Consider the following 22624-nt stretch of genomic DNA (forward strand, 5'->3'; position numbering starts at 1 on the left):
CCGGCGGTCAGCCCTTCTGTGACTTGAACGTTCTGAGGACGCGGTCGTAGAGCCGCTGCCCCGGCGTCCAATGCGGTTCGGGAGCGTGGAAACAGAATTCGTATCCCGCGGCGCGGCTGCACAGCACATGCTCCCCGCCCGCGCGCGCGCCGCTTTCACCGCCGCCATGCCCGCCGTTCCAGACGAACTCCCATTCCGCCGCGTTCTCGCCGAGTTCCGGCGCGGCCTCCAGCCGCAGCCGCCGGTACCCGGGATAAAGGCGTCCGGCCTCGGCTCTGCGCTCGGCGGCGCGCAGCCCGTCCAGCGGCGCGCCCGGCGCCGGAGAGATGCGCAGCCCCCGCCCGGACGCCTGGTCGTCCCATTCCATGACGTCGTCGCGCCGCTCGCTCTGCCAGCCCGCCGGGACGCGCACCGAGTAGGCGCCCGCCTCGGTGTACTTCACCATCTTCGCCTCGACGCCGGCGGCCGGGCGCAGCGCCACCGAGTCGCTCTTGCCGACGGAGTTCCACCGCGCCGTCCACGTCCCGACCCCCACCGCGACCGCCGCGAGGACCGCGACGCTCAGCACGGCGCCGGGCCGCAGCCGCCGCCCGACCCGCACCGGGACCCGCAGCGTCCGCCGGACGCGGGCCGCCCGGTCCGGCACCGGCCCGCGCGGCCGGGACGGGGCGGTGAGCACGGCGGCGGTCGCGCCCGCCGGTTCGGCGTCGGCGACCTCCTGCAGCATGCGGGCGGCCGCCTCCGCCGACAGCCGGTCCTCGGGACGCTCCCGCAGCAGCCCCTCGATGACCGGCCCGAGCGCCCCCGCCCGGACGGGCCGCGGGTAGTCGCCGAGCAGCACCGCGACCATCGACGCGAGCGCGTGGCAGCGCAGGAACGGCGAGAACCCCTCGACCGCCGTGTAGAGCGTCGCGCCGAGCGACCACAGGTCGGACGCCTCGACGCTCGGCAGCCCGTGCACCCGTTCGGGCGCGAGGTAGGCGGGCGACCCCTCGATGCCCGCCGCCATCGTCTCCGCCTGGAGCATCCCGCCGGGGTCGCGGCGCTGGTCGGTGTGCAGCGCGAGGCCGAAGTCGGTGAGCAGGACGCGGCCGTCGTCGCAGACCAGGACGTTGCTCGGCTTCACGTCGCGGTGCAGGATGCCGGCCGTGTGCGCGGCGCGCAGCACCGACAGCACCGCCGCGCCGATCTGCGCCGTCCGCCGCACCCCGAGCGGGCCGCTCTCGCCGACCAGCCGGTTCAGCGAGCACGACGGCAGGAACTCCATGACGATCCACGGCCGGCCGCCCTCGACGAGGACGTCGTGGACGGCGGCGACGCCGGGATGGCGGAGCGCGGCGGTCGCCCGCGCCTCGGCGAGCAGCCTCCGGCACAACGCCCGGCGCTCGGTCTCGGTGATGCGGCCGGGCAGCCGCACCTCCTTGACCGCGACGTCCCGGTCGAGGGTCTCGTCGTAGGCGCGCCAGACGGTGCCCATGCCGCCGCGGCCGACCACGGAGAGCAGCCGGTACCGCCGTGCGAGCGGTTTCGGCCGGTCCCCGTCCATGGGGTGGTTATGCGCCCGGAATCGCCGCCGCACGCCCCCGCGCCATCAATTCTTTCTTGACCGCGCCCCGGCGCGCCGCTGGTTGCGGAATCCGCGTTTCCCCAGGTCGTCGGCTTGTCAGGCGAAGACGGACTTGGCCCACTTGTAGTCGGACTTGCCGACGGCGGTGCGCTGCACCTCGTCGACCACCTTCAGCTCGCGCGGCAGCTTGTAGCCGGCGAGGCGGCCGCGGCAGTGCTCGGTCAGCTCCTCCAGGGTGACCGCCGCGCCGGGGCGCGGCGCGACGACGGCGGCGACGCGCTGCCCGAACCGCTCGTCCGGCAGGCCCACCACGACGACGTCGTAGACGTCCGGGTGGTCCTTCAGCGCGACCTCGACCTCCTCCGGGTAGACCTTCTCGCCGCCGGTGTTGATCATGAGGGAGCCGCGGCCGAGGAGGGTGATCGTGCCGTCCTCCTCCAGGCTCGCGAAGTCGCCGGGGATCGACCAGCGGGTGCCGCCGGCGTCGGTGAAGAACGTCGACGCGGTCTTCGCCGGGTCGTTGTAGTAGCCGATCGGGATGTTGCCGCTGCGGGCGAGCTTCCCGATCTGGCCGGGCGCGACCACCTTCAGGTCGTCGTCCAGGACGGTGATGCCCGGCCGCATCATGAACCGGGCGGTGCCCTCCTTGGCGTCCACGGACGGCCCGCACGCCCCGGTCTCGGACGCGCCGTAGTTGTCGAGGAACATGATGTTCGGCAGATGCTCGCGCAGCGCCGACTTGGCGCCCTCGGTCAGCGGCGCGCCGCCGGACGCGATCGCCATCAGCGACGAGGTGTCGTACTCGCCGGTCGCGACGGCCTTGGCGACCGGCCGCGCCATCACGTCCCCGACCAGCATCATCACGTTCGCCTGCTCCTCGGCGAGCAGCGTCAGCGCCGTGCCCGCGTCGAACGCGTGGTCGGTGTAGAGGACGACCTTCGCGCCGCTGAACAGGCCCATGAACGCGACCCACTGGCCGGCGCCGTGCATGACCGGCGCGCAGTCGAGCACGGCCATCGGCGGCTGCTCGGCGTTCGCGGCGATCGCCTCGGGGCTGGTGATGGGGTCGCCGAGGACGTTCCCGCCGCCGAGCGCGCCGAAGAAGATGTCCTCGCAGCGCCACTCGACGCCCTTGGGGTAGCCGGTGGTGCCGCCGGTGTACATGATGTAGCGGTCGTCGCTGGAGCGCTCCGGGAAGCCGTCGCCGGACGCGGCGGCCGCGAGCGCGTCCTCGTACCGGACGGCGTCCGGGATGTCCGCGGACGACCCGTCCTCCAGCACGACGACGTGCCGCAGCTTCGGCAGGTCGCCGCGGATCTCCTCGACCTTCTCCAGCAGCGACCGCTCCCCGATGAGCGCGACGGAGTCGGAGTCGGAGAGCACGTGGTGCAGCTCGCCGGCGACGTACCGGTAGTTCACCGGGACCGGCACGGCGCGGACCTTGAACGCGCCGATCATCGCCTCGACCCACTCCGCGCGGTTGTAGGCGAGGATCGCGACGTGCTCACCGGGCCGGACCCCCGCGCCGGCCAGGTGGTGGCCGACCCGGCTCGCCCGCTCGTCGAGCTGCGCGTAGGTGCGCCGCTCGGGGCCGGCGACGAGGGCGGGGCGCTCGGGCCCCGCGGCCGCCAGGATCTCGAGCAGATCGGCCAGGTTGTAGCTGCGCGCCATGCCACGTCCTCGTCGGGTCGGGGTGGGTGGGACCGCCTCCGATCATCCTCGGCGACCGGTGATCGGCTCAATGGCTGTTGTCATCGAGTCCAATGAGTTCGGTCACACGGTGCCGTTTCCCTCGGCGCGGCAGCGGAACACGGGTCGGCCTGGTCGGACGGCGGGCTCTGCACCGCGACGTACAGGGACTTACCCTCAGGGGATACGGTCAGCCCCTCGAAGCCACGGTTCTCAGTCCTCTTGTCGAGGATTGAAGGCGGCACCGCCTTCACTGGGTAACCGGGACGGCCCGTCCACCCCTGCGGAACGCAGCCCGGCGGCCGGCGGCCTTGTAAGGAAATGAGCGATCGGTCACAGCCGGGACCGTGGGCCCGCGGGCGTCCGGCCCATGATCCCCAGGTGAAGGGCGGGATCCGCGCGGGAGCCGGATCCGGCCACGCCGCGGGCTTCTTACACCGGTCTTATCTGGGTACCGGCATGCTTGGCCGTAACGATTTCGTATCAGACGGGGGTCGTGGTGAGCGCAGGCACGATGGCGTGGACTCCTCCAACGTGGGAGGAGATCGTCACCGAGCACTCCACAAGGGTGTTCCGGCTGGCGTACCGCCTAACGGGCAACCGGCACGACGCCGAGGACCTGACCCAGGACGTCTTCATCCGGGTCTTCCGCTCGCTGTCGTCCTACAGCCCCGGCACGTTCGAGGGCTGGCTGCACCGGATCACGACGAACCTGTTCCTCGACCGCGCCCGCCGCAAGCAGCGCATCCGCTTCGACGCGCTCGCCGACGACGCCGCCGAGCGGCTGCAGGGCCGCGAGCCGAGCCCCGCCCAGTCCTACGACGAGCGGCACCTCGACGCCGACATCCAGAAGGCCCTGGACGGCCTCGCCCCCGAGTACCGCGCCGCCGTCGTGCTGTGCGACATCGAGGGCCTCACCTACGAGGAGATCGCCGCGTCCCTCGGGGTGAAGCTCGGCACCGTCCGCTCCCGCATCCACCGGGGCCGCGCCCAGCTGCGCAACGCCCTGGAGCACCGCCGCCCCGCCGAGGTGACGCAGGGCTGACCGCCCCGCGCCCCGCCCCTTTCCGCGTGACGAGCGTCACTAGTGACCGGCGAGTAACTTCAGGCTTACCCTCGGCGCGTGGACATCGTCTTCGACCGCCGCGGCGAAGGCCCGCCGCTGGTCCTGCTGCACGGCATCGGCCACCGCCGGCAGGGCTGGTCCCCCGTCCTGGACCTGCTCGCCGCGGAACGCGACGTCATCGCCGTCGACCTGCCCGGCTTCGGGGAGTCCCCGCCGCTGCCCGACGGCACCCCCTACACGCTCGACTCCGCGCTCGCCGTCCTCACCGCGGCCTTCGCCGACCTCGGCCTGGACCGCCCGCACATCGCCGGCAACTCGCTCGGCGGCCTGTTCGCCCTGGAGGCCGCCGACCGCGGCCTGGTCAGCTCCGCGACCGCGCTGTCGCCCGCCGGCTTCTTCAACGCCGCCGAACTGCGCTACGCCGCCTCGGTGCTGCGCGCGTCCCGGCTCGGCGCCCGCGTCCCCGACGCGGTGCTGGCCCGGCTGGCCCGCTCGCCGCGCCGCCGCGCCGCCATGTTCGGCATGATCTACGGCCGTCCCGACCTGATGGACGTCGAGGCCCTCACCGGCGACGCCCGCGCGATGCGCGACGCGGCCGGCTTCGACCCCACCCTCCGCGCCGGCCGCGACACCCGCTTCCTCGGCTCCTGCGCGGACGTCCCGGTCACCATCGCGTGGGGCACCCGGGACCGGCTGCTGCTGCGCAGCCAGGCCGTCCGCGCGCAGCGCCGCCTCCCGCACGCCCGGTTCGTCTGGCTGGAGGGCTGCGGCCACGTCCCGATGTCCGACGACCCGCCGCAGGTCGCCCGCGTCCTGCTGGACGGCAGCGCCCACCCGCTGCTCGGCGCCCGCCCGGAGAGCGCCGCGTCCTAGGGCTTGCGGCCGACGCCGCAGAACGCGTCGACCTCGGGTTCCGCGACCGCGGGGTCGGGGCGCCAGCGCGAGCACGACACGACGCCCGGCTCGGCGAGGCCGAGTCCGTCGAAGTACGCGGCGATCTCGTCCGGGGTGCGCAGCGTGACGGTCGGTCTGCCACCCGACTCGTTCCACATCCGCGCGCTGTTCTCCGACCGCTCGCCGTGCACGGCGCTCGTCGGATGGTTGACGACGAGCCGGCTGCCGGACGGCACCGCGTCCATCAGCCGCCGCACGATCGCGTGCGAGGCGTCGGCGCCCTCGACGTGGTGCAGGATGCCGACGAGCATCACCGCGACCGGCCGCGTGAAGTCGAGCAGCGTCCGGGCCTGCGCGAGGATGCCGTCCGGGTCGCGCAGGTCGGCGTCGATGTAGTGGCACGCGCCTTCCGGGCTGCTGGTCAGCAGCGCGCGGGCGTGCGCCAGCACCAGCGGGTCGTGGTCCACGTAGACGATCCGGCAGCCGGGCGCGACGCGCTGCGCGACCTGGTGGGTGTTCTCGGCGGTGGGGAGCCCGGTGCCGATGTCGAGGAACTGGCGGATCTTCTCGGGGCCCGCCAGGTACCGGACGGCGCGTCCGAGGAACCCGCGGTCGGCCCGCGCCTGCTCGACCATGTCGGGCTTGAGGCCGATGGAGTGCTCCGCGGCCCGCCGGTCGGCCTCGAAGTGGTCCTTGCCGCCGAGCAGGTAGTTCCAGACCCGCGCGGAGTGCGGGATGTGGGTCTTCAGCGCGTCCTCGTCCGCAGGACCCTGCTCCGGCACCGCCGCCTGCCCGCCCATCGCGAAGGCCCCTTCCATCACGGTGAACGAGATTCTAGTCCGGGCGTCCCCGCTCCCGCCGGAAGATCGCGAACGCGAGGGGCGGAGCGGACGGGGAACAAGGGGCGGTTGACATGTGTTTGAGCTTTCAACTAACCTCGGGGTTAGTCGTTGAAGTTTCAAGCACCTATCGCCACTGGAGACACCGATGAGCATCGCCACCATCGCCCCGGGCCTGACCGCCGGCACCTGGAACATCGACCCCACGCACTCTGAGGTCACCTTCTCCATCCGCCACCTGATGACCAAGGTGCGCGGCTCCTTCACCGAGTTCTCCGGCTCCGTGCAGATCGCCGAGGACCTCGCCGGCTCCACCGCCACCGCCGAGATCAAGGTGGCCTCCCTCGACACCCGCAACGCCGACCGCGACGCGCACGTGCGCACCGCGGACGTGCTGGACGTCGAGAACCACCCGTCCATGACCTTCAACACCAAGGGCGTGCGCGCCGAGGGCGGCGAGTACTACCTGGACGGCGACCTCACCATCAAGGGCGTCACCCGTCCGGTCAGCCTGACGGTCGAGTTCAACGGCGTCGCCGAGGACCCGTGGGGCGGCACGCGCGCCGGGTTCTCCGCCGAGACCACGATCAACCGCAAGGACTGGGGCATCGAGTTCAACGTGCCCCTCAAGGGCGAGGGCGCCCTCCTGGGCGACAAGGTCAACCTCCAGCTGGAGATCCAGGCCGTCCGCGCCTGACCGGCGCCTGGAGCGGAGCGCCAGCGGAGCGGAAGGCGCCGGTCAGGCGGCCCTTGCCGGGGGGCGTGGGGGGGGTCGTCCCCCCACAGAGATACTGACTGGACCATCCTCCTGGGCGCCCGCCCCGCACGGGCGCCCACCGGAAAGGGCCGTCCCGCACCCCGTGGACGGCCCTTTCCCCTTTCCCGAGGTCATTCGGGCGGCGCGAGCGGGAGCCGCAGCGCGAAGCGGGCGCCGCGCGCGTCGTCCTCGATCCGCAGCGTGCCGCCGTGCGCCTGCGCGATCTCGCGGGCGATGGCGAGGCCCAGCCCGGTGCCGCCGGCGCCGCGGCTGCGCGCGGTGTCCAGCCGGGTGAACCGCTCGAAGACGCGCTCGCGGTCCGCCGGCGCGACGCCGACGCCGTCGTCGGTCACCGTGAGCAGCGCGTGGTCGCCGTCGCGGGACGCCTCGACCGCGATGACCCGGTCGGCGTACCGCTCGGCGTTGTCCAGCAGGTTCCCCAGCAGCCGGACGAGCTGCATCCGCACGCCCCGCACCGTCACGCCGTGCGCCAGCTCCTTCTCGATCTTCACCTGGAAGGCGCGGCGGCCGATCTCCGCGCCGGCCAGCGCGGACAGGTCGATCGGCTCCTGCGCGGCGGTCCCGCCCGTCCCGATCCGGGCGAGCAGCAGCAGGTCGGTGACGATCGACTCCAGCCGGTCGGTGTCGTGCAGCGCCTGCGCGACGACGGCGGGCAGGTCGTTGTCCTCGGGGTGCATCGAGGCGTCCTCGAGGTTGGCGCGCAGCCCCGCGATCGGGGTGCGCAGCTCGTGCGAGGCGTCCGAGGCGAACTGGCGCTGCCGCCCCACCGCCGACTCCAGCCGGTCGAGGGTCGCGTTCGCGGTGCGGGCGAGCTGCGCGATCTCGTCCTCCCCGGGCGGCTCGGGCACCCGGCGGCTCAGGTCGGTCGCGCTGATCTCGGCGAGCTGCGCGCGGATCGCCTCGACGGGCCCGAGCGTGCGGCCGACGACCCGCCAGGTGATCCACGCGGCGAGCCCGGCGAGGACCGCCACGCCCGCCGCGAGCGCCCCCTCCAGCAGGCCGTTGACCAGGTAGGACGGCATCGGCTCCGCCGCGTACACCACCACCGAGTCGGGCGCGGTGGTGGCGCGGATCGCCTCCGCGACGAAACAGCGCCGGTGCGGCCAGCTCCCGTGGCAGGTGGTGAAGTCGCGCACGCGCAGGCCCGGGGACGGCCAGAGCCGGCTGACCGGCGGGCGTCCCGCCGCCGACGGCGTCGCCTCCCGGACGCGCCCGCCCGGCTCGACGACCTGCACCACCACCCGGCCGCCGTCGTCGTCGGCGATGGGGCCGCGCAGCGTGCCGTCCCGGACGCCGCCGCTCACCCGGCGCGCGTCCACCTGGGTGCGCTGCAGCAGGTCGGCCCGGACGACCGCGCGGACGGCGGCGTCGATGCCCGCGGCGGTGGCGCCCCAGACCAGCGCCGCGATGACCGCGGCGACGACGGTGTCCCTGGCCCTGATCGACCGGGGGCGCATCCGCATGCATCACAGAGTGTCACGGGATACCGGGTCGCCGATACAGGTTACCGGCCAGTCACTAAACGTGGCCCGAAATCACCCGCCGGGTTTTCCACCCCCTCAGCCGGGACATCCCGTTTTATGACGGTTCCTCCGAAGCACAGGGACGGACACATGGGCAGGGACGTGGCTTCGGTCACCATCAACGGCGAGGACCGCCGGCGCTACCGCGAGAAGGTCCGCAGATGCCTGGACGTGCTGGCCCGCATGCTCGGCGAGTCCCAGTTCGACTTCGAACGCCCGCACATCGGCCTGGAGATCGAGCTCAACCTGATCGACGAGCTCGGCGACCCCCTGATGCGCAACGCCGACGTGCTGAAGGCCATCGCGGACCCGGCCTGGGACACCGAGCTCGGCCAGTTCAACCTGGAGATCAACATCCCGCCCCGCGAGCTCGGCGGGGAGGGCACCGGCGAGCTGGAGGCCGAGGTCCGCGACCACCTCGGGCACGCCGAGAACCGGGCCGGCGAGGTCGGCGGCGAGCTCATCATGATCGGCGTGCTGCCGACCCTGCGGCGCAGCGACATCGGCGAGGAGTCCCTCTCCGCCAACGCCCGCTACAAGATGCTCAACGACCAGATCTTCCGCGCGCGCGGCGAGGAGATGCACATCGCCATCGACGGCCCCGAGCCGCTGCGCATGCACACCGACACCATCCTCCCCGAGGCCGCCTGCACCAGCGTCCAGTTCCACCTGCAGGTCAGCCCCGACCAGTTCGGCGCCTACTGGAACGCCGCGCAGGCCGTCGCCGGCGCGCAGGTCGCCATGGCCGCCAACTCCCCGTTCCTGTTCGGGCACCGCCTCTGGCACGAGACCCGCATCACCCTGTTCGAGCAGGCCACCGACACCCGCCCCGACGAGCTGAAGTCCCAGGGCGTCCGCCCCCGCGTCTGGTTCGGCGAACGCTGGATCACCTCCGTCTTCGACCTGTTCGAGGAGAACACCCGCTACTTCCCCTCGCTCCTGCCGCTCTGCGACGACGAGGACCCGCTCGCCGTCCTCGACGAGGGCGGCATCCCCGAACTCGGCGAGCTGACCCTGCACAACGGCACCATCTACCGCTGGAACCGCCCCATCTACGCCGTCGTGAAGGGCCGCCCCCACCTGCGCATCGAGAACCGCGTCCTGCCCGCCGGGCCGTCCGTCGCCGACGTCGTCGCCAACGGCGCGTTCTACTACGGCGTCGTCCGCATGCTCGCCGAGCAGGACCGGCCCGTCTGGTCGCGGATGTCCTTCAGCACCGCCGAGGAGAACCTGCACCGCGCCGCCCGCGACGGCATCGACGCGACCCTCTACTGGCCCGGCGTCGGCGAGGTCCCCGCCGCCGAGCTCATCCTCCGCAAGCTGCTCCCCCTCGCCCACGAGGGCCTCGACCGCTGGGGCGTCGACCCGTCCCGCCGCGACCGGCTCCTCGGCATCATCGAGCGCCGCTGCGTCACCGGCCAGACGGGCGCCGCCTGGCAGATCGCCACCGTCGACGCCATCGAGGAGTCCACCGCCGCCCCCCGCCACGAGGCCCTCCGCCTCATGACCCGCCGCTACGTAGAGAACATGCGAACCAACACCCCCGTCCACACCTGGTGACCCGCCGCGCCCCGGCGGCACCGGCGGCGGGCCGGGCGGGCGGCCACCGGCCTCCTGACGGCGTCACCGGCCCGCCGGCCGGGCCCTTCGCGAGGTGCGGTACCGCCGGACGGCGTCCCGGTTGGCGCAGGCGTGGGAGCAGTAGCGCTGCCGCCCCGGGCGGCTGAAGTCGAGGTAGGCGCCGGCGCATTCGGGCAGGGCGCAGCGGCCGAGGCGGTGCATGCCGTGGCCGGTGAGGTGCTGGGCGGCGGCGACGGTGGTGGCGGCGGTGAGGATGCCGGCGAAGCTCGCATCGTCGTGGCGGTAGTGGATGTGCCATCCGGTGCCGTCGTGGTCGGTGACGGTGGGCTGGGTCGCGTAGCGGGCGAGCATCTCGTTGAGCAGGGCGACCCGGTCGGCGTCGGTGACGGCATCGATCAGCCGGCACCAGTCGGCGAGGTAGTCGCGCACCATCGCGCAATCGTCCGGTCCGGCGGCGCGTTCCAGGGGCATGCCCGCCTCGGCCCATCGGGCGGCGAGATCGCCGGGGCCGGCCGGCGGGCGGTTGAGAAGGTCGATGACGATGTGCAGCAGCGTCCTGGCGTAAGGGTTTACAGGCACAAGCCTATTACAACACCGTGATGGGTCATGACCACCGAACCTTCCGCGGACGCCTCGCCCTCCGCCTCGCCCTCCGCCTCGGCCGACCGGGCCGCCGGCGCCCTCCGGCGGCCGGCGCCCTGGACGCCGCTGGCGGCGTGCTGCCTGGGCACGTTCCTGCTGCTGCTCTACACCACGGTCGCCACCGTCGCCCTGCCGAGCATCGGCGCCGACCTGCACGCGGGCTTCGGGGCCCGGCAATGGATCATCGACGTGTACACGCTGGCGCTGGCCGGGCTGCTGCTCGGAGCGGGGGCGCTCGGCGACGCGCTCGGCCCCGGGCGCCTCTACCCGGCCGGGTTGGCCGTTTTCGGCCTGGCGACCCTGGCCTGCGGCCTGGCCGTGTCCCCACCGTGGCTGATCGCCGCGCGCGCCGTCCAGGGCACGGCCGGGGCCGCCATGTTCGCCTCCATCCTTCCGCTGATCGGGTCGTCCTACACCGGCCGGGCCAAGGCGACCGCGTTCGCGGTGTGGGGAGCGGTGGCGGGGGCGGCCTCCGCGGTGGGCACGGTGGGCGGGGGCGTGCTCGCCGAATACGCCGGGTGGCGATGGACGTTCCTCGGCGCGCTGCCGTTGTGCGTGCTCGCGCTGGCCATGGCCGTCCGCTTCCTGCCTCCCGCGGGTCCAGCGAAGGGACGCCCGCGTCCCGGACGGGCCGCGGGGGCGGCCGACCGGCCGGGAATCACGACGATCACGATCGCGGTGACCGCGTCGACCTACGCCGTCATCGCCGCCGGCGAATCCGGCTGGACCGGGCCCGGCGCGGTCGCCGGCTGGCTCACCGCGGCCGCCGCCATGACCGCGTTCGTCCTGGTCGAGCGCGCCGCCCCCCGGCCGGTCCTACCGCCGGCCGTGTTCGCCACGCCCGGTTTCGCCGGTGTCCTGCTGGTGGCCTTCGGCTACTACTTCGCGGCGTTCGGCGCGCTGCCGGGCCTCGCGGCCTGGTTGCAGGCCGACGGCGGCCTCGGAGCGCTCGCCACCTCGCTCGCTCTCGTGATCCAGTTGCTGACCTTCATCGCCGTCTCCGGCCTGGTCGGCGACCGGCTCCACGCACTGCAGCCCCGCTGGACGCTGGGCGCCGGCACCGCCCTGGTCGGCATCGGCGCGCTGACCGGCATCACGCTCAACGCGGGATCGAGCTGGCCGGCGCTGCTGCCGTTCCTGATCCTCAGCGGCATCGGAGCGGGCATCGTGTCCCCCGTGCTCCCCGCCGTCGCCATGGCCTCCGTGCCCGCCCGCCACGCGGGAACGGCGGGCGCCGCGGCCAACGCGGCCCGGCAGTTCGGGCTCACCCTCGGCGTCGCCGTCTGCGGCACCCTCACCCGCACCGCCCACGTCCCGGGCGTGCGGGCGGCGCTCGTCCTCTGCGGAGTGCTCGCCGCGCTCGCCGGAACCCTCGCGCCCCTCCTCCTGCGCCATGGCGCCGGCGCCACGGTCCGGTCCGCCGGCCGCGACGGCTGATCGCACAGCGGTGGTCAGGTGCGCGGGAAACGGTCCGTCCGTAGTGACGGGGGTTCCATGGGGACGCCCCCCTGGGAAAATGCCCCTGTGAGCGAGACGCGGATTCTGGTGGTGGAGGACGAGCCGACGATCGCGCGGGCGGTGGCGGACCGGCTGGCCGCGGAGGGGTTCGCGGTGGAGACGGCGGCGGACGGGCCGTCCGCGGTGGAGCGGGCGCGGGCGTTCGAGCCGCATCTGGTCGTGCTGGACGTGATGCTGCCCGGGTTCGACGGCCTGGAGGTGTGCCGGCGGGTGCAGGCGGAGCGGCCGGTGCCGGTGCTGATGCTGACGGCGCGCGACGATGAGACGGATCTGCTGGTCGGGCTGGGCGTCGGCGCGGACGACTATGTGACGAAGCCGTTCAGCATGCGGGAGCTGGTGGCGCGCATCAGGGCGGTGCTGCGGCGCGTCGAGCGGCCCGCTGTGGAGGCGGTGGGGCAGGGGCCGATGCGGGCGGGGGCGGTGGAGGTGGATCCGCGGGCGCGCCGGGTGCGGCGGGACGGCCGCGAGGTGCATCTGACGCCGACGGAGTTCGATCTGCTCGCGTGCCTGTTCCGGAACCGGGGCGCGGTGCTGACGCGCGCGGTGCTGCTGGAGCAGGTGTGGGACTGGGCGGACGCGTCGGGGACGCGGGTCGTGGACAGCCATGTGAAGGCGCTGCGCCGCAAGCTGGGCCAGGAGCTCATCCGCACGGTGCACGGAGTCGGGTACAGCCTGGAGGCGGCGCGGTGATGGAGGCGAGGGTTTTCCACAGGCTGTGGACGAGGTGGCCGCGGCCGCTGGATCCGCTGCGGTCCATCAAGATGAAGTTCGGCGTCGTCGTGGTGGTGACGGCGTGCGTGGCGGTGCTCATCGTGCTGTGGGGGTACCCGCTGGGGTTCCGGGCGCGGCAGACGATGCCGGTCGGGGTGCTGATCTCGCTGGTGGTGATCCAGCTGCTCGCGCACGGGATGACGGCGCCGCTGCGGGAGATGACGGCGGCGGCGCGGGCGATGGCGCGCGGCGACTACAGCCGGCGGGTGCGGGCGACGTCGCGGGACGAGGTGGGCGAGCTGGCGCAGGCGTTCAACCGGATGGCCGCGGACCTGGCGGAGGTGGACCGGCAGCGCCGCGAGTTCGTCGCGAACGTCTCGCACGAGCTGCGGACGCCGATCAGCGCGCTGCGGGCGGTGCTGGAGAACGTCGCGGACGGGGTCACGCCGGCGACGCCGGACGTGCTGGAAACGGCGCTCGACCAGACCGAGCGGCTCGGCCGGCTCGTCACGCAGCTGCTGGACCTGTCGCGGGTGGAGGCGGGCGCGGCGCCGCTCGATCTGGACGAGCTGGACGTGGCGGCGTTCATCGGGGACGTGGCGGCGGAGGCGGCGGCGGGCCATCCGGACGCGGTGTTCGAGGCGGACGTGACGCCGGGCCTGCGTGCGACGGCCGATCGGGACCGGCTGCATCAGGTCGTCGCGAACCTGCTGGACAACGCGGCGAAGCACGGTCCGGCGGGGCGTCCGGTGACGGTGACGGCGCGTCCGGGGGCGGGGCCGGGCGGGCTGGTCATCGAGGTCGCGGACGAGGGGCCGGGGATCCCGCCGGAGGAGCGCGCGCGGGTGTTCGAGCGGTTCTCGCGGGGCGCGGCGGGCCAGGCGGGGACGCCCGGCGGCGGCACGGGTCTCGGCCTCGCGATCGCGAACTGGGCGACGGAGCTGCACGGCGGTGACATCACGGTCCTCGACACCGCGAAGGGCTGCCGGATCCGCGTCGTCCTGCCGGGCCCGCCGCGTTGACTTGCGGCGTGTCGGCCTCAAAGGGCGCTTCTTAAGGCCGACACGCCGCAAGTCAACGTTCGTGCAGGGTGAGGAGGGTGAACGCGGCGACGGACGAGTCGTCGGTGACGCGGCCGTCGCGGATCATCTCGAGGAACTCGGCGCGCGGGACGAGGCGCTGCCGCATGTCCTGCTCCTCGGGTTCGCGGTCGGCCTCGCCGGCCTTGAGGTCGGTGGCGAGGAAGACGTTGAAGCCCTGGCCGCTCATCCCGTGGGAGCAGTTCAGCCGGCCGAGGTGGGTGAGGGTGCCGGCGCGCAGGCCGGTCTCCTGGGCGAGTTCGAGGCGGGCGAGCTCCTCGGGTTCGGCGCTCTGCCGGTCGGGGAGGGAGCCCTGCGGGAAGCACCAGGTGCGCTTGCCGATCGGGTACCGGAACTCCTCCACCATGTGGAAGCCGTCGCCCTCGGCGGGGATGACCAGCGCGAAGTCGGGTTTCTCGATGATGCCGTAGATGCCGCGCGAGCCGTCGAGCCGTTCGACCTCGTCCTCGCGGACGAGCATCCACGGGTTCTCGTAGACGACCCGCGACCCGACGCGGCGGACGGCGGGCGTGTCGTTGTCGGTCATGTCAGGCTCCCGGTCCGTAGCGGTACACGAGTTCGTGCCGGTCGCCCACCACGACGCGGTGGGTGACCTCGACGACGCGGCCGTCCTCGCGGGTGCCGCGCCGCCACAGTGTGAGGACGGGCTGCTCGGGCCCGATCCGCAGCGTCTCCTGCTCGTCCGCGCGGGGCAGCCGGCAGGTGACGGTCTCCTCGAAGGCGATGCGGTGCCCGGCCTCCTCGAGCCGCGAGTAGATGCCGCCGGGCCCGGTGTCGACCTCGCGCAGCCGCGGGATCTGGTCGACGATCTCGAGGATCACCCAGGTGGTGGCGGTCTGCACGGGCGGTTCGCCCTCGACGCCCTGGACGCGCGCGCGTTCCAGCACGCGGGTGCCCGGCGGGACGCCGAGCCGCCGTGCGACCCGTTCGACGGCCTCGACCTCGGTGACGGTGGTGCGGGTGAAGGGGCGGCGGCCGTCGCGCTGCGCGGACACGTGGAATCCGCGCCACGCGCCGACCTGCCGGGTGATGTCGGACGCGGCGCGCCGCACCGGGGCGGCCGACCGGACCTGGACGCCGGCGCCGTGCCGGGCCTCGACCAGGCCCTGCTCGGCGAGCATCCGCAGCGCGCGCCGGACGGTGGAGCGGTCGGCGCCGAAGGCGCGGGCGAGCTCGCGCTCGGACGGCAGCCAGGCGCCCGGTTCCAGCTCGCCCTCGACGATGCGGGCGGCGAGCGCGCTGGTGATCGCCTGGGCCTTGGTGGGGGGACGCGGCATACCGGATCCTTCTCTGCTGCCTGCCGGGAGGCCTTGCAGGCATTCTGCCGAACGCGGCGCGGGGGCCGCTGTGGTCGGCCTAGGGTAGACCTACCATAGGCCGACCAAGGAGTCCGCGTCGATGTCGCTGATCACCTGCATGCCCGGCTGGCACGGCGAACGCTCGGAGCGGGGGCTGAGGGCCACCCGGGTCACCCCCCTGTCGGACTACCAGCTGCTCAACGGCTGCCTGGAGGAGATCAACGCGCTGGACGAGGGCGAGCTGTGGCTGCTGTGCGACGCCCAGACCCGCCTCGCCGAGCGCGTCGCCACCGCCGAGCGGCTGCGCGGCGGCGTGCGCTTCGGCGGGTGACGGCGGGCGGCCCGGTCAGCCGCGGCGGAAGGTGACGACCTCGCCGGAGTCGCCGACCGCCTCGCGGGCCTGCGGGATGATGCGCTCGCCGGCGTTGTCGGCGAGCAGCGCGCGGGCGCGCAGCACGATCTCCAGGTCGAAGCGCAGGTCGGGGTCCAGGAGCTGGTCGCCGAACAGCTCCTCCAGCTGCCGCAGCCGGTACCGGACGGTCTGCGGGTGGACGTGCAGCCGCATCGCGACCTCGTTGGCGTTGCGGCCCGACTGCAGCCAGGCGAGCAGCGTCTCGGCGAGCCGGTCCTGCTGGCTGGCGCGCAGGTGCGACAGCGGCGCGAGCCGCAGGTCGGCGAGGGAGGTGATGAGGCCCTCGTCCTGGAACAGGATCAGCGTCGACATGTGCTCGACGCTGCGGATGACGCCGTCGTGTGCCTCGATGACGCCGCGCTGGACGAGGCAGAGCGTCTTGCGCGCCCACTGGATCGACCGGGCCGCCTCCATCAGCGGGACGGTCGGGCCGACGACGGCGAGGGTGCCGGCGAGCGCGCGGTCGACGAGCTTGGCGCGGCCGGGGCCGTCCGGGTCGGGGATGATCAGGCTGGGGGTGCGGCGGGTCAGGTCGGCGAGCACGTCCGGCGGGAACGCGGGCTGCCGGGACTCCTGGCCGGGGCGGCCGAGCGCGACGGCGGCGACGGTGCGCGGCAGCGGCCAGTGCGCGGCGGCGGCGAGGTCGGCGATGGCCTCCTGCGCGGCGGGCGGGTCGGCGAAAAGCAGGTCGAGCAGCCGCTTGCGGCGGCGCTGCATCTCGCCGGCGACGGCGGCCTTGGCCTGCGAGAACCCTTCGGCGGCGGCCTTGGCGAGCTCGTCCTGGAACTGCATGAGGGCCTCTCCGACGGCGCCGAGCGTGCGCGGCGGGACCTGCTGCGCCTCGGCGCCCTCGGTGATCCGCCGCCAGGCGACCATGCCGCCGACGCGCATCGCGGACTGCATCGCGTCGAGGCTGCGGCCCTCGCCGGCCTCGCCGCGGCCGATGGCGCGGAAGAAGTCGGTGACGGAGGCGGGCTCGTGTCCGGGATCGGCGACCCGGTCGACGAAGTAGTGCAGCACGCGCTCGACGGCCTGGCGCAGCGTTCCCGAGTAGGACCCGTCGCCCGGGCGGTCGTACTCGCGGACCTTGGTCTGAATTTCCTGGATCATGTCGTCGGCCACCTCGTCGAGGTGGGGTCGCATGTGATCCGCCAGTTCCCTGGGCAGATCCGCCCACGGGCGCCCGAATGTGGTCGAACCGTCGTCCGACACGGAACCTCCCCGCCGCTCGTCCCCCTGCGTTGCGCGCCGTACACACGGGGTAATTACTTACTTATGGGACTCGTGTGGGGCAAATCATGACCCGTGGCGTGCCCGGGCGCAAAGTCTAGGTCGAGATACGACCAGGTTCGGCCGGTCGGTTCGATGGTTGTCGACAGTCCGCAACACTCCTGACCTGACCTTCCGTCCGATGCGACAGAAAAGGCACGGACGGGCACGCGCAGTCACGGGCCGGCGGGCGAGGGGGTGCCGGTGCCCGCGAGCCCCGCCGGCCGCACCCCCGGACGACCTGGTTCTTCCGCTGCGCGATCACTGCGGCCGCCCGCCCGCACCACCCCCGGGCCGCGCCTGGTCACTCTGCGCGAGGGCCGGGGGCGGGGGCTATTCCTTGCCGGTCCCGTCGCAGCGGGTGCATTTCTTGGTCCGGCCGGTCTGGATGATCGGGATTTCGCCGCTGCCGCCGCAGGTGCCGCACGTCTTGCCGCCCATGGCGTCGACGCTGCCCAAGCGGCTCTCCACCGAACTCGCCTTCGCGGACAGTTCCTGCTGCCGTTGCAGGTAATTCCCCAGGGTCTCCCCGGTCTTCTCATTCCTCGCCAGAAAGCTGGCCATTTCCAGAATGGGCGGATCGAGCCGTTTGAACAGCTCGTCGCAGAAGATCACGGCACGGTCGGCGTCCTTGAAGCGGTCAACTCCGCTGTAACCGGTATTGAACCGCCAGGTGATCACCCACGGTCTGGCGTCGTCGCTCACGGTCCACTCCTTTCCGGAGCCGCAGGAGCAACCTTATCCTCGCGACGGGCGCCGGGCCGGGCGGCGGCGCGGACCGGCGCCGCGGTTTCCCGCCGTCACCTGCCGGCGGCGAACCCGTACTTCGTCCAGTTGCCGAGGACCCGCTCGCGGACGTCGGCGGGCCAGCCGTTCTCGAAGCTGCCCTTGACGGGGCGCCGGCCCTCGGGGAAGAGGTCGGCCAGCAGGCAGTTGTAGACGACCTTGCCCGCCATGAAGCTGTGCGCCTCCTCGGGGGCGAGGTAGACGGCGAGCTGCATGCTCAGCTTGTGCGGGAAGTGGAACTCGCCGCGCTCGGGGTGCGAGCGGGTGGCGAACGCCCAGACGACCTCGTCGAGGGCGGTGATGTCGACGTCGTCCTCCACCACGAGGATCTTGGGGGCGTTCACCGACGGCTTGCCGGTGAAGATCACGTCGGCGATCCGGCCGATGAGGTCGGCGGACGGGATGCCGAGCGTTTCGTGCCAGTCCCGCCGCATCGACACGACGAGCCAGTGCACCGCCGCCTCGAACGGGTACCAGGCGGACGCGGCGGGCAGCCCGGCCTTGCGGAGCTGGTAGAGGATCTCGGCGGCGCTGGTCGTGCCGATGATCGTGTGGTCCTCCTCGACGGGCGGGCCCGCGGCGACGACGGCCTGGAGGGCGCCGTCCCGGTAGGTGATCGCGCTGACCTCGAACAGCGCCTTCGGGGACGCCTCGGTGGCGTTGTAGCCCGGGAACTCGTTCATCGGCCCCTCCATGACGGTCTCGTCGATGGAGATGTGGCCCTCGATCACCATCTCGGCGGTCGCGGGGACGAGCAGGTCGACGGTCTCGGCGGGCACGACCTCGATGCCCTCGCCGAACAGGGCGCCCAGGTAGTGGCTCTCGTCCACGCCCTCCGGGATCGGCATCCCGCCGACGAACGGGAGGCCGGGTTCGACGCCGATGGCGAGCGCGATCGGCATCGGCTCGCCGATCTCCGTCCATTTCGCGCGGATGACGCCGAGGTGCTGGGGCGGCGGGATGAGGCAGGCGAGGGTGTCCTTTCCGGAGATCATCATGCGGTTGACGGACCAGTTCGTCCACGACCCGTCCGGGGTCTTGGCGATGTTCATCCCGTACGTCTGGATGTAGCGGCCGCCGTCGTTGCCGTGGATCAGCGGGGTGGGGAAGGCGAACAGGTCGATGTCGTCGCCGGTCATGACGTTCTGCTTGCACGGCGCGGCGGCGCGGTCCACGACGACCGGCGGGACGCCCTCGGCGTCGCGGGCGGCGGCCAGCGCCTCGACGATCTCCTGCCCGGACGCCGCGGCGGGCAGCCCGAGCGCGAGCGCGATGCGGGCCAGCGGGTGCCCGGACGCCGACAGGGCGCCGGGCGCGCCGAGCAGCCCGAACCCGGTGCCGGTGTAGCCGGTGAGGTTGGTGAACAGCGGCGCGGGGGCGCGCAGGTCGTAGCAGCGGCGGATGATCGCGCCGACCTCGAGGTTCCAGTCGACCTCGGCGTCGATGCGCTGGAGGTCGCCGATGCGGTCCAGCTCGTCGATGTATTCGCGCAGGCTGCGCAGGTGCTTCACGAAGGGTCCTCTCACACCGTGCGGGTGAAGATCGGGTCAGTCGCCCCAGCGGGGCAGGTCCGGGACGTCGATCCCGAACAGGTCGAGCGCGCGGCCGACGGTGTGGGCGACGAGGTCGTCCACGCTCGCGGGCCGCAGGTAGAACGCGGGGACGGGCGGCATCACGATCGCGCCGGACTCGGTCGCGGCCGTCATCGCCCGCAGGTGGCCGAGCGTCAGCGGCGTCTCCCGGACGAGCAGCACCAGCCGGCGCCGCTCCTTGAGGGTGACGTCGGCGGCGCGCGTCAGCAGGTTGTCGTTGTTCGCGTACGCGATCGCGGACAGGGTCCGCACCGAGCAGGGCGCGACGAGCATCCCGCCGGTCGGGAACGAGCCGGACGCGATGGCGGCGCCGACGTCCGCCGGGCGGTACGCCACGTCGGCCATCGCCGCGAGGTCGCGTGCGGACAGGTCCGTCTCGTAGGCGCGGGTCTGCTGCCCGGCGGGCGTGACGACCAGGTGCGTCTCCACGCCCGCCTTGCGCGCGAGCTCCAGCGCGCGCACCCCGTAGGCGATGCCCGTCGCGCCGCTGATCCCGACGACGAGCCGCCGTTGCGTTTCCACCCGTCAAACGATCCGGTACGGGGATCTTCCGCATCAAGGACGGCATTCGCCATGATTGATAAGTGGGGTTAATGCATGAGGGCGGGCCGGACCGGGTTCCGCTGGAGCAGGCCGAGGTCGAGGTGTTCCTGGCGCTGGCCGGCGAGCTGCACTTCGGCCGGACGGCCGAGCGGCTGCGGATCTCCCAGCCGCGGGTCAGCCAGCTGCTCCGGTCGCTGGAGCGGCGGATCGGCGGCCGGCTGTTCGAGCGGTCCAGCCGCCGGGTGGCGCTGACGCCGCTCGGCGAGCGTCTGCTGGAGGGCGCCGCGCCCGCCTACGACGCGCTCGTCCTCGCGCTGACCGACGCCCGCAACATCGCGCGGGGGCTGCGGATCGGGTTCCTCGGCCCGTTCTTCAGCACGCTGGACGCGGCGATCGCCGCGTTCCGCGAGCGCCATCCCGCCTGCCAGGTCCGGACCGTCCAGTCGTCGTGGACGGACCCGTTCGCGCGGCTGCGCACCGGCGAGATCGACCTGCTGGTGTGCCCGTGGCCGGTCGAGCAGGACGACCTGCGCACCGGCCCGGTCGTCGCCGAGTACCCGCGGCTGCTGGCGGTCGCCGCGTCCGACCCGCTGGCCGCCCGGCCGTCGGTCGACCTGGAGGACCTCGCCGGCGTGCGGGTGATCGCGGCGCCGCCGTCCGGCCCGCCGGAGTGGCTGCGGTCGTTCTGGCCGCCCGACCGGACGCCCGCCGGGCGGCCGATCCCGCGCGCCGGGCAGGCCCGCACCGAACCGGAGATGCTGAGCCTCGTCGCGCAGGGCGCGGGCGTGTTCGTCACCAGCACCGCGATGGCGCGGCACTTCAGCCATCCGGGCGTGGCGTTCGTGCCGTTCACGGGCCTGCCGCCGTCCCGCGCCGTGCTGGTGTGGCACGCGGGGAACCCGAACCGCCGGGTCGCGGAGTTCGCCGAGATCGCGGCCGGGACGGCCTGACGGTCAGCGGCCGCCGCCCGCCGGGTCGGGACGCGGCGCGGGGACCACGGGCACGTCGTCGTCGGTCTGCGGCGTCCGTTCGCGGCGCGCGGTCCGGCGCGCGCGGACGGTCCTGGTCAGGGGTTCGACGCCGCGCGCGAGGACGGGCCCGGCCACCGCGAGGATCAGGACGTAGGCGGCGGCGAGCGGTCCGAGGCGGGCGTTGGTGCCCGCGCTGACCGCGAGCCCGGCGATGACGATGTTGAACTCGCCGCGCGGGACGAGCGCGACGCCGGCGCGCAGCCGGCCGGTGGCGGCGACGCCGGCGCGCCGGGCCGCGAACCAGCCGGTGGCGAGCTTGGTGGCGATGCCGACGGCGGCGAGGACCGCGGCGATGCCGAGCACCGGGGGCAGGTCGTGCGGGTCGGTGTGCAGGCCGAAGAAGACGAAGAACACGGCGGCGAACAGGTCCCGCAGCGGCGACAGCAGCTTGTGGGCGGTGTGCGCCAGCGACCCCGACAGCGCGATCCCGACCAGGAACGCTCCAACGGCCGCGGACACCTGCAGCTGCTGCGCGATCCCCGCGACCAGCAGCGTCAGCCCGAGCACCTTCAGCAGCAGCACCTCCTCGCTCGGCGAGGACACGAACCGCTCCACCCACGCGCCGTGCCGCAGCGCGACGAACAGGATCACCGCGATCGTCGCGGCGGCGACCGCGAGCGCGACGGCGCCGCCGACCAGCCCCGCCCCCGCCAGCAGCGCGGTGAGGATCGGCAGGTAGGCGGCCATCGCGAGGTCCTCGAACACCAGCACCGACAGCAGCGCGGGCGTCTCCCGGTTGCCGAGCCAGCCGAGGTCGCCGATCACCTTCGCGGTGATGCCGGACGAGGTGACGTAGGTGATGCCGCCCATCGCGACCGCGGCGACCGGCCCCCAGCCGAGCAGCAGCGCCGCCGCGACGCCGGGCAGCGCGTTCAGCGCCATGTCCGCGAGGCCGACGGGCGCGGACGTCTTCAATGTGCCGACCAGCTCGTCGGCGGTGTACTCCAGGCCGAGCGTGAACAGCAGCAGGATGACGCCGACCTCGGCGCCGATCGAGACGAAGTCCTCGCTGGTCGTCAGCGGGTAGACGCCGCCGGACCCGAACGCGAGGCCGGCGATGAGGTAGAGCGGGATCGGGGAGATGGAGAAGCGGACGGACACGGCGCCGAGCAGCCCGAGGGCCAGGATGATCGCGCCGAGTTCGATGAGCTGGACGGCCGACTCCATGCGGGGTCAGCCGTCGGCGAGGATCGCGGCGACGGCCGCCGTGCCCTCGCCCGTCCCGACGACCACCACCACGTCCCCGGCGGCGAACACGAAGTCGGGCCGGGGGCTGGCGAACACCTGCCCCTCGCGGACCACCGCGACGATGGACGCGCTCGTCCGGGTGCGGGCCTGGGTGTCGCCGAGCGGCCGGCCGACGTAGGGCGAGCCCGCCGCGATCGGCAGCTGCTCGGTGACCAGGCCCTCGACCTGCCGGTGCAGCTCCGCGAGGTGCTCGACGATCCGCCCGGTGCCGAGCAGCTCGGCGATCGCGTTGGCCTCCTCGGCGGTCAGCGCGACCGTCGCGACGCAGCTGTCGGGGTCCTCGCGGTCGTAGACGACGAGGTCGCGGCGGCCGGAGCGGTGCGAGATGATGCCGAGCTGCCGGCCCCGCCCGGTCGTCATGACGTGCTGCAGGCCGATCCCCGGCAGGGCGGTCCGTTCGACGTCCACGGTGCTGCGTCCTTCCCTGTTCTGGCCGGCCGGCCCGTGTCGCGGCCGGTCCGGCGCCCGCCGCCCGCTCCGCCGCCGCGGAAGATCACGGCACGGTCACGAGCAAGACCGGCCATCATCGCAGATAAC

General features: G+C 73.5%; 22 protein-coding genes. 9 read left to right on the plus strand and 13 right to left on the minus strand.

Annotated features, from left to right (window positions below; translation table 11 throughout):
- Positions 1 to 7 precede the first annotated feature (7 nt).
- A complete protein-coding gene (locus J4709_RS38180) occupies positions 8 to 1546 on the minus strand; it encodes a serine/threonine-protein kinase (RefSeq protein WP_208248627.1) in 1539 nt (512 codons plus the stop codon).
- Between the two features lie 117 nt (positions 1547 to 1663).
- Positions 1664 to 3238, minus strand: a complete 1575-nt coding sequence (locus J4709_RS38185; protein ID WP_208248629.1) for an acyl-CoA synthetase — start codon at positions 3236 to 3238, stop codon at positions 1664 to 1666.
- Between the two features lie 532 nt (positions 3239 to 3770).
- Between J4709_RS38185 and sigE the strand changes: the two genes are divergently transcribed.
- Positions 3771 to 4301: an RNA polymerase sigma factor SigE gene (gene sigE, locus J4709_RS38195; protein ID WP_173101478.1), complete on the plus strand. Its 531-nt coding sequence runs from the start codon at positions 3771 to 3773 to the stop codon at positions 4299 to 4301.
- Positions 4302 to 4379: 78 nt separating this feature from the next.
- Positions 4380 to 5195 (plus strand): alpha/beta fold hydrolase, encoded by an 816-nt coding sequence (locus tag J4709_RS38200; RefSeq protein WP_208248632.1) that lies wholly within the window; start codon positions 4380 to 4382, stop codon positions 5193 to 5195.
- Here J4709_RS38200 and J4709_RS38205 read toward each other — a convergent pair.
- Complete coding sequence (locus J4709_RS38205) at positions 5192 to 6034, minus strand: SAM-dependent methyltransferase (RefSeq protein WP_232384675.1); 843 nt, start codon at positions 6032 to 6034, stop codon at positions 5192 to 5194. The two genes, J4709_RS38200 and J4709_RS38205, sit on opposite strands and share 4 nt — an antisense overlap.
- A 169-nt stretch (positions 6035 to 6203) precedes the next feature.
- Here J4709_RS38205 and J4709_RS38210 point away from each other — a divergent pair, with 169 nt between their 5' ends.
- Positions 6204 to 6752, plus strand: a complete 549-nt coding sequence (locus J4709_RS38210) for a YceI family protein (RefSeq protein WP_208248634.1) — start codon at positions 6204 to 6206, stop codon at positions 6750 to 6752.
- Positions 6753 to 6943: 191 nt separating this feature from the next.
- Here J4709_RS38210 and J4709_RS38215 read toward each other — a convergent pair whose 3' ends face one another.
- Positions 6944 to 8296 carry a sensor histidine kinase gene (locus J4709_RS38215; RefSeq protein WP_208248636.1) on the minus strand — a complete coding sequence of 451 codons (1353 nt, stop codon included), beginning with the start codon at positions 8294 to 8296 and terminating at the stop codon, positions 6944 to 6946.
- A 150-nt stretch (positions 8297 to 8446) separates the two neighbouring features.
- Here J4709_RS38215 and J4709_RS38220 point away from each other — a divergent pair, with 150 nt between their 5' ends.
- Entirely contained in the window at positions 8447 to 9916 is a 1470-nt protein-coding gene (locus J4709_RS38220; RefSeq protein WP_208248637.1) for a glutamate-cysteine ligase family protein, read from the plus strand.
- Positions 9917 to 9979: 63 nt separating this feature from the next.
- Here J4709_RS38220 and J4709_RS38225 read toward each other — a convergent pair whose 3' ends face one another.
- Positions 9980 to 10516, minus strand: coding sequence for a CGNR zinc finger domain-containing protein (locus J4709_RS38225; RefSeq protein WP_307801915.1), 537 nt, complete (start codon positions 10514 to 10516; stop codon positions 9980 to 9982).
- 27 nt (positions 10517 to 10543) lie between these two features.
- Here J4709_RS38225 and J4709_RS38230 point away from each other — a divergent pair, with 27 nt between their 5' ends.
- The 3 genes from J4709_RS38230 (at position 10544) to J4709_RS38240 (ending at position 13830) form a co-directional block, all read left to right on the plus strand.
- Complete coding sequence (locus J4709_RS38230) at positions 10544 to 12016, plus strand: MFS transporter (RefSeq protein ID WP_208248639.1); 1473 nt, start codon at positions 10544 to 10546, stop codon at positions 12014 to 12016.
- Positions 12017 to 12103: 87 nt separating this feature from the next.
- Positions 12104 to 12787, plus strand: a complete 684-nt coding sequence (locus J4709_RS38235) for a response regulator transcription factor (protein ID WP_307801917.1) — start codon at positions 12104 to 12106, stop codon at positions 12785 to 12787.
- The gene (locus tag J4709_RS38240) at positions 12787 to 13830 is read left to right on the plus strand and encodes a HAMP domain-containing sensor histidine kinase (protein ID WP_208248645.1); all 1044 of its coding nucleotides are present in this window, start codon (positions 12787 to 12789) and stop codon (positions 13828 to 13830) included. The genes J4709_RS38235 and J4709_RS38240 overlap by 1 nt, the downstream gene beginning before the upstream one ends.
- Positions 13831 to 13882: 52 nt before the next feature.
- On the opposite strand, the gene J4709_RS38245 is transcribed toward J4709_RS38240, so the two are convergent.
- Together J4709_RS38245 and J4709_RS38250 are read right to left on the minus strand one after the other, a co-directional pair.
- A complete protein-coding gene (locus J4709_RS38245; protein WP_208248650.1) occupies positions 13883 to 14434 on the minus strand; it encodes an NUDIX hydrolase in 552 nt (183 codons plus the stop codon).
- A 1-nt stretch (position 14435) separates the two neighbouring features.
- Entirely contained in the window at positions 14436 to 15185 is a 750-nt protein-coding gene (locus J4709_RS38250) for a GntR family transcriptional regulator (protein WP_208248652.1), read from the minus strand.
- A gap of 121 nt (positions 15186 to 15306) precedes the next feature.
- Between J4709_RS38250 and J4709_RS38255 the strand changes: the two genes are divergently transcribed.
- Positions 15307 to 15537 carry a hypothetical protein gene (locus J4709_RS38255; protein ID WP_208248655.1) on the plus strand — a complete coding sequence of 77 codons (231 nt, stop codon included), beginning with the start codon at positions 15307 to 15309 and terminating at the stop codon, positions 15535 to 15537.
- 15 nt (positions 15538 to 15552) lie between these two features.
- Here J4709_RS38255 and J4709_RS38260 read toward each other — a convergent pair whose 3' ends face one another.
- The 4 genes from J4709_RS38260 to J4709_RS38275 form a co-directional block, all read right to left on the minus strand.
- Positions 15553 to 16830, minus strand: a complete 1278-nt coding sequence (locus J4709_RS38260) for a PucR family transcriptional regulator (RefSeq protein WP_208248658.1) — start codon at positions 16828 to 16830, stop codon at positions 15553 to 15555.
- A 390-nt stretch (positions 16831 to 17220) separates the two neighbouring features.
- Positions 17221 to 17592: a hypothetical protein gene (locus tag J4709_RS38265; RefSeq protein ID WP_208248660.1), complete on the minus strand. Its 372-nt coding sequence runs from the start codon at positions 17590 to 17592 to the stop codon at positions 17221 to 17223.
- Between the two features lie 95 nt (positions 17593 to 17687).
- A complete protein-coding gene (locus tag J4709_RS38270; protein WP_208248662.1) occupies positions 17688 to 19184 on the minus strand; it encodes a UbiD family decarboxylase in 1497 nt (498 codons plus the stop codon).
- A gap of 36 nt (positions 19185 to 19220) precedes the next feature.
- On the minus strand, positions 19221 to 19787 hold the full coding sequence (locus J4709_RS38275; RefSeq protein WP_208248664.1) for a UbiX family flavin prenyltransferase: 567 nt from the start codon (positions 19785 to 19787) through the stop codon (positions 19221 to 19223).
- Positions 19788 to 19858: 71 nt separating this feature from the next.
- On the opposite strand from J4709_RS38275, the gene J4709_RS38280 reads away from it, so the two are divergent.
- A complete protein-coding gene (locus J4709_RS38280; RefSeq protein ID WP_232384697.1) occupies positions 19859 to 20758 on the plus strand; it encodes a LysR family transcriptional regulator in 900 nt (299 codons plus the stop codon).
- 3 nt (positions 20759 to 20761) lie between these two features.
- On the opposite strand, the gene J4709_RS38285 is transcribed toward J4709_RS38280, so the two are convergent.
- Together J4709_RS38285 and J4709_RS38290 are read right to left on the minus strand one after the other, a co-directional pair.
- Positions 20762 to 22006, minus strand: a complete 1245-nt coding sequence (locus tag J4709_RS38285) for a cation:proton antiporter (protein ID WP_208248670.1) — start codon at positions 22004 to 22006, stop codon at positions 20762 to 20764.
- Positions 22007 to 22012: 6 nt separating this feature from the next.
- Positions 22013 to 22495 carry a cation:proton antiporter regulatory subunit gene (locus J4709_RS38290; protein ID WP_208248672.1) on the minus strand — a complete coding sequence of 161 codons (483 nt, stop codon included), beginning with the start codon at positions 22493 to 22495 and terminating at the stop codon, positions 22013 to 22015.
- Between the last annotated feature and the right edge of the window lie 129 nt (positions 22496 to 22624).

Origin of the sequence: Actinomadura violacea (assembly GCF_017573465.1) — a bacterium.
GTDB classification, from domain to species: Bacteria; Actinomycetota; Actinomycetes; order Streptosporangiales; family Streptosporangiaceae; genus Spirillospora; species Spirillospora violacea.

Excerpts from the sequence above, each read along its gene's own strand:
- J4709_RS38180 (WP_208248627.1), bottom strand. The coding sequence starts at position 1,546 with ATGGACGGGGACCGGCCGAAACCGCTCGCACGGCGGTACCGGCTGCTC.
- J4709_RS38185 (WP_208248629.1), bottom strand. The coding sequence starts at position 3,238 with ATGGCGCGCAGCTACAACCTGGCCGATCTGCTCGAGATCCTGGCGGCC.
- sigE (WP_173101478.1), top strand. The coding sequence starts at position 3,771 with ATGGCGTGGACTCCTCCAACGTGGGAGGAGATCGTCACCGAGCACTCC.
- J4709_RS38205 (WP_232384675.1), bottom strand. The coding sequence starts at position 6,034 with ATGGAAGGGGCCTTCGCGATGGGCGGGCAGGCGGCGGTGCCGGAGCAG.
- J4709_RS38210 (WP_208248634.1), top strand. The coding sequence starts at position 6,204 with ATGAGCATCGCCACCATCGCCCCGGGCCTGACCGCCGGCACCTGGAAC.
- J4709_RS38215 (WP_208248636.1), bottom strand. The coding sequence starts at position 8,296 with ATGCGGATGCGCCCCCGGTCGATCAGGGCCAGGGACACCGTCGTCGCC.
- J4709_RS38220 (WP_208248637.1), top strand. The coding sequence starts at position 8,447 with ATGGGCAGGGACGTGGCTTCGGTCACCATCAACGGCGAGGACCGCCGG.
- J4709_RS38230 (WP_208248639.1), top strand. The coding sequence starts at position 10,544 with ATGACCACCGAACCTTCCGCGGACGCCTCGCCCTCCGCCTCGCCCTCC.
- J4709_RS38240 (WP_208248645.1), top strand. The coding sequence starts at position 12,787 with ATGGAGGCGAGGGTTTTCCACAGGCTGTGGACGAGGTGGCCGCGGCCG.
- J4709_RS38245 (WP_208248650.1), bottom strand. The coding sequence starts at position 14,434 with ATGACCGACAACGACACGCCCGCCGTCCGCCGCGTCGGGTCGCGGGTC.
- J4709_RS38250 (WP_208248652.1), bottom strand. The coding sequence starts at position 15,185 with ATGCCGCGTCCCCCCACCAAGGCCCAGGCGATCACCAGCGCGCTCGCC.
- J4709_RS38255 (WP_208248655.1), top strand. The coding sequence starts at position 15,307 with ATGTCGCTGATCACCTGCATGCCCGGCTGGCACGGCGAACGCTCGGAG.
- J4709_RS38280 (WP_232384697.1), top strand. The coding sequence starts at position 19,859 with ATGCATGAGGGCGGGCCGGACCGGGTTCCGCTGGAGCAGGCCGAGGTC.
- J4709_RS38285 (WP_208248670.1), bottom strand. The coding sequence starts at position 22,006 with ATGGAGTCGGCCGTCCAGCTCATCGAACTCGGCGCGATCATCCTGGCC.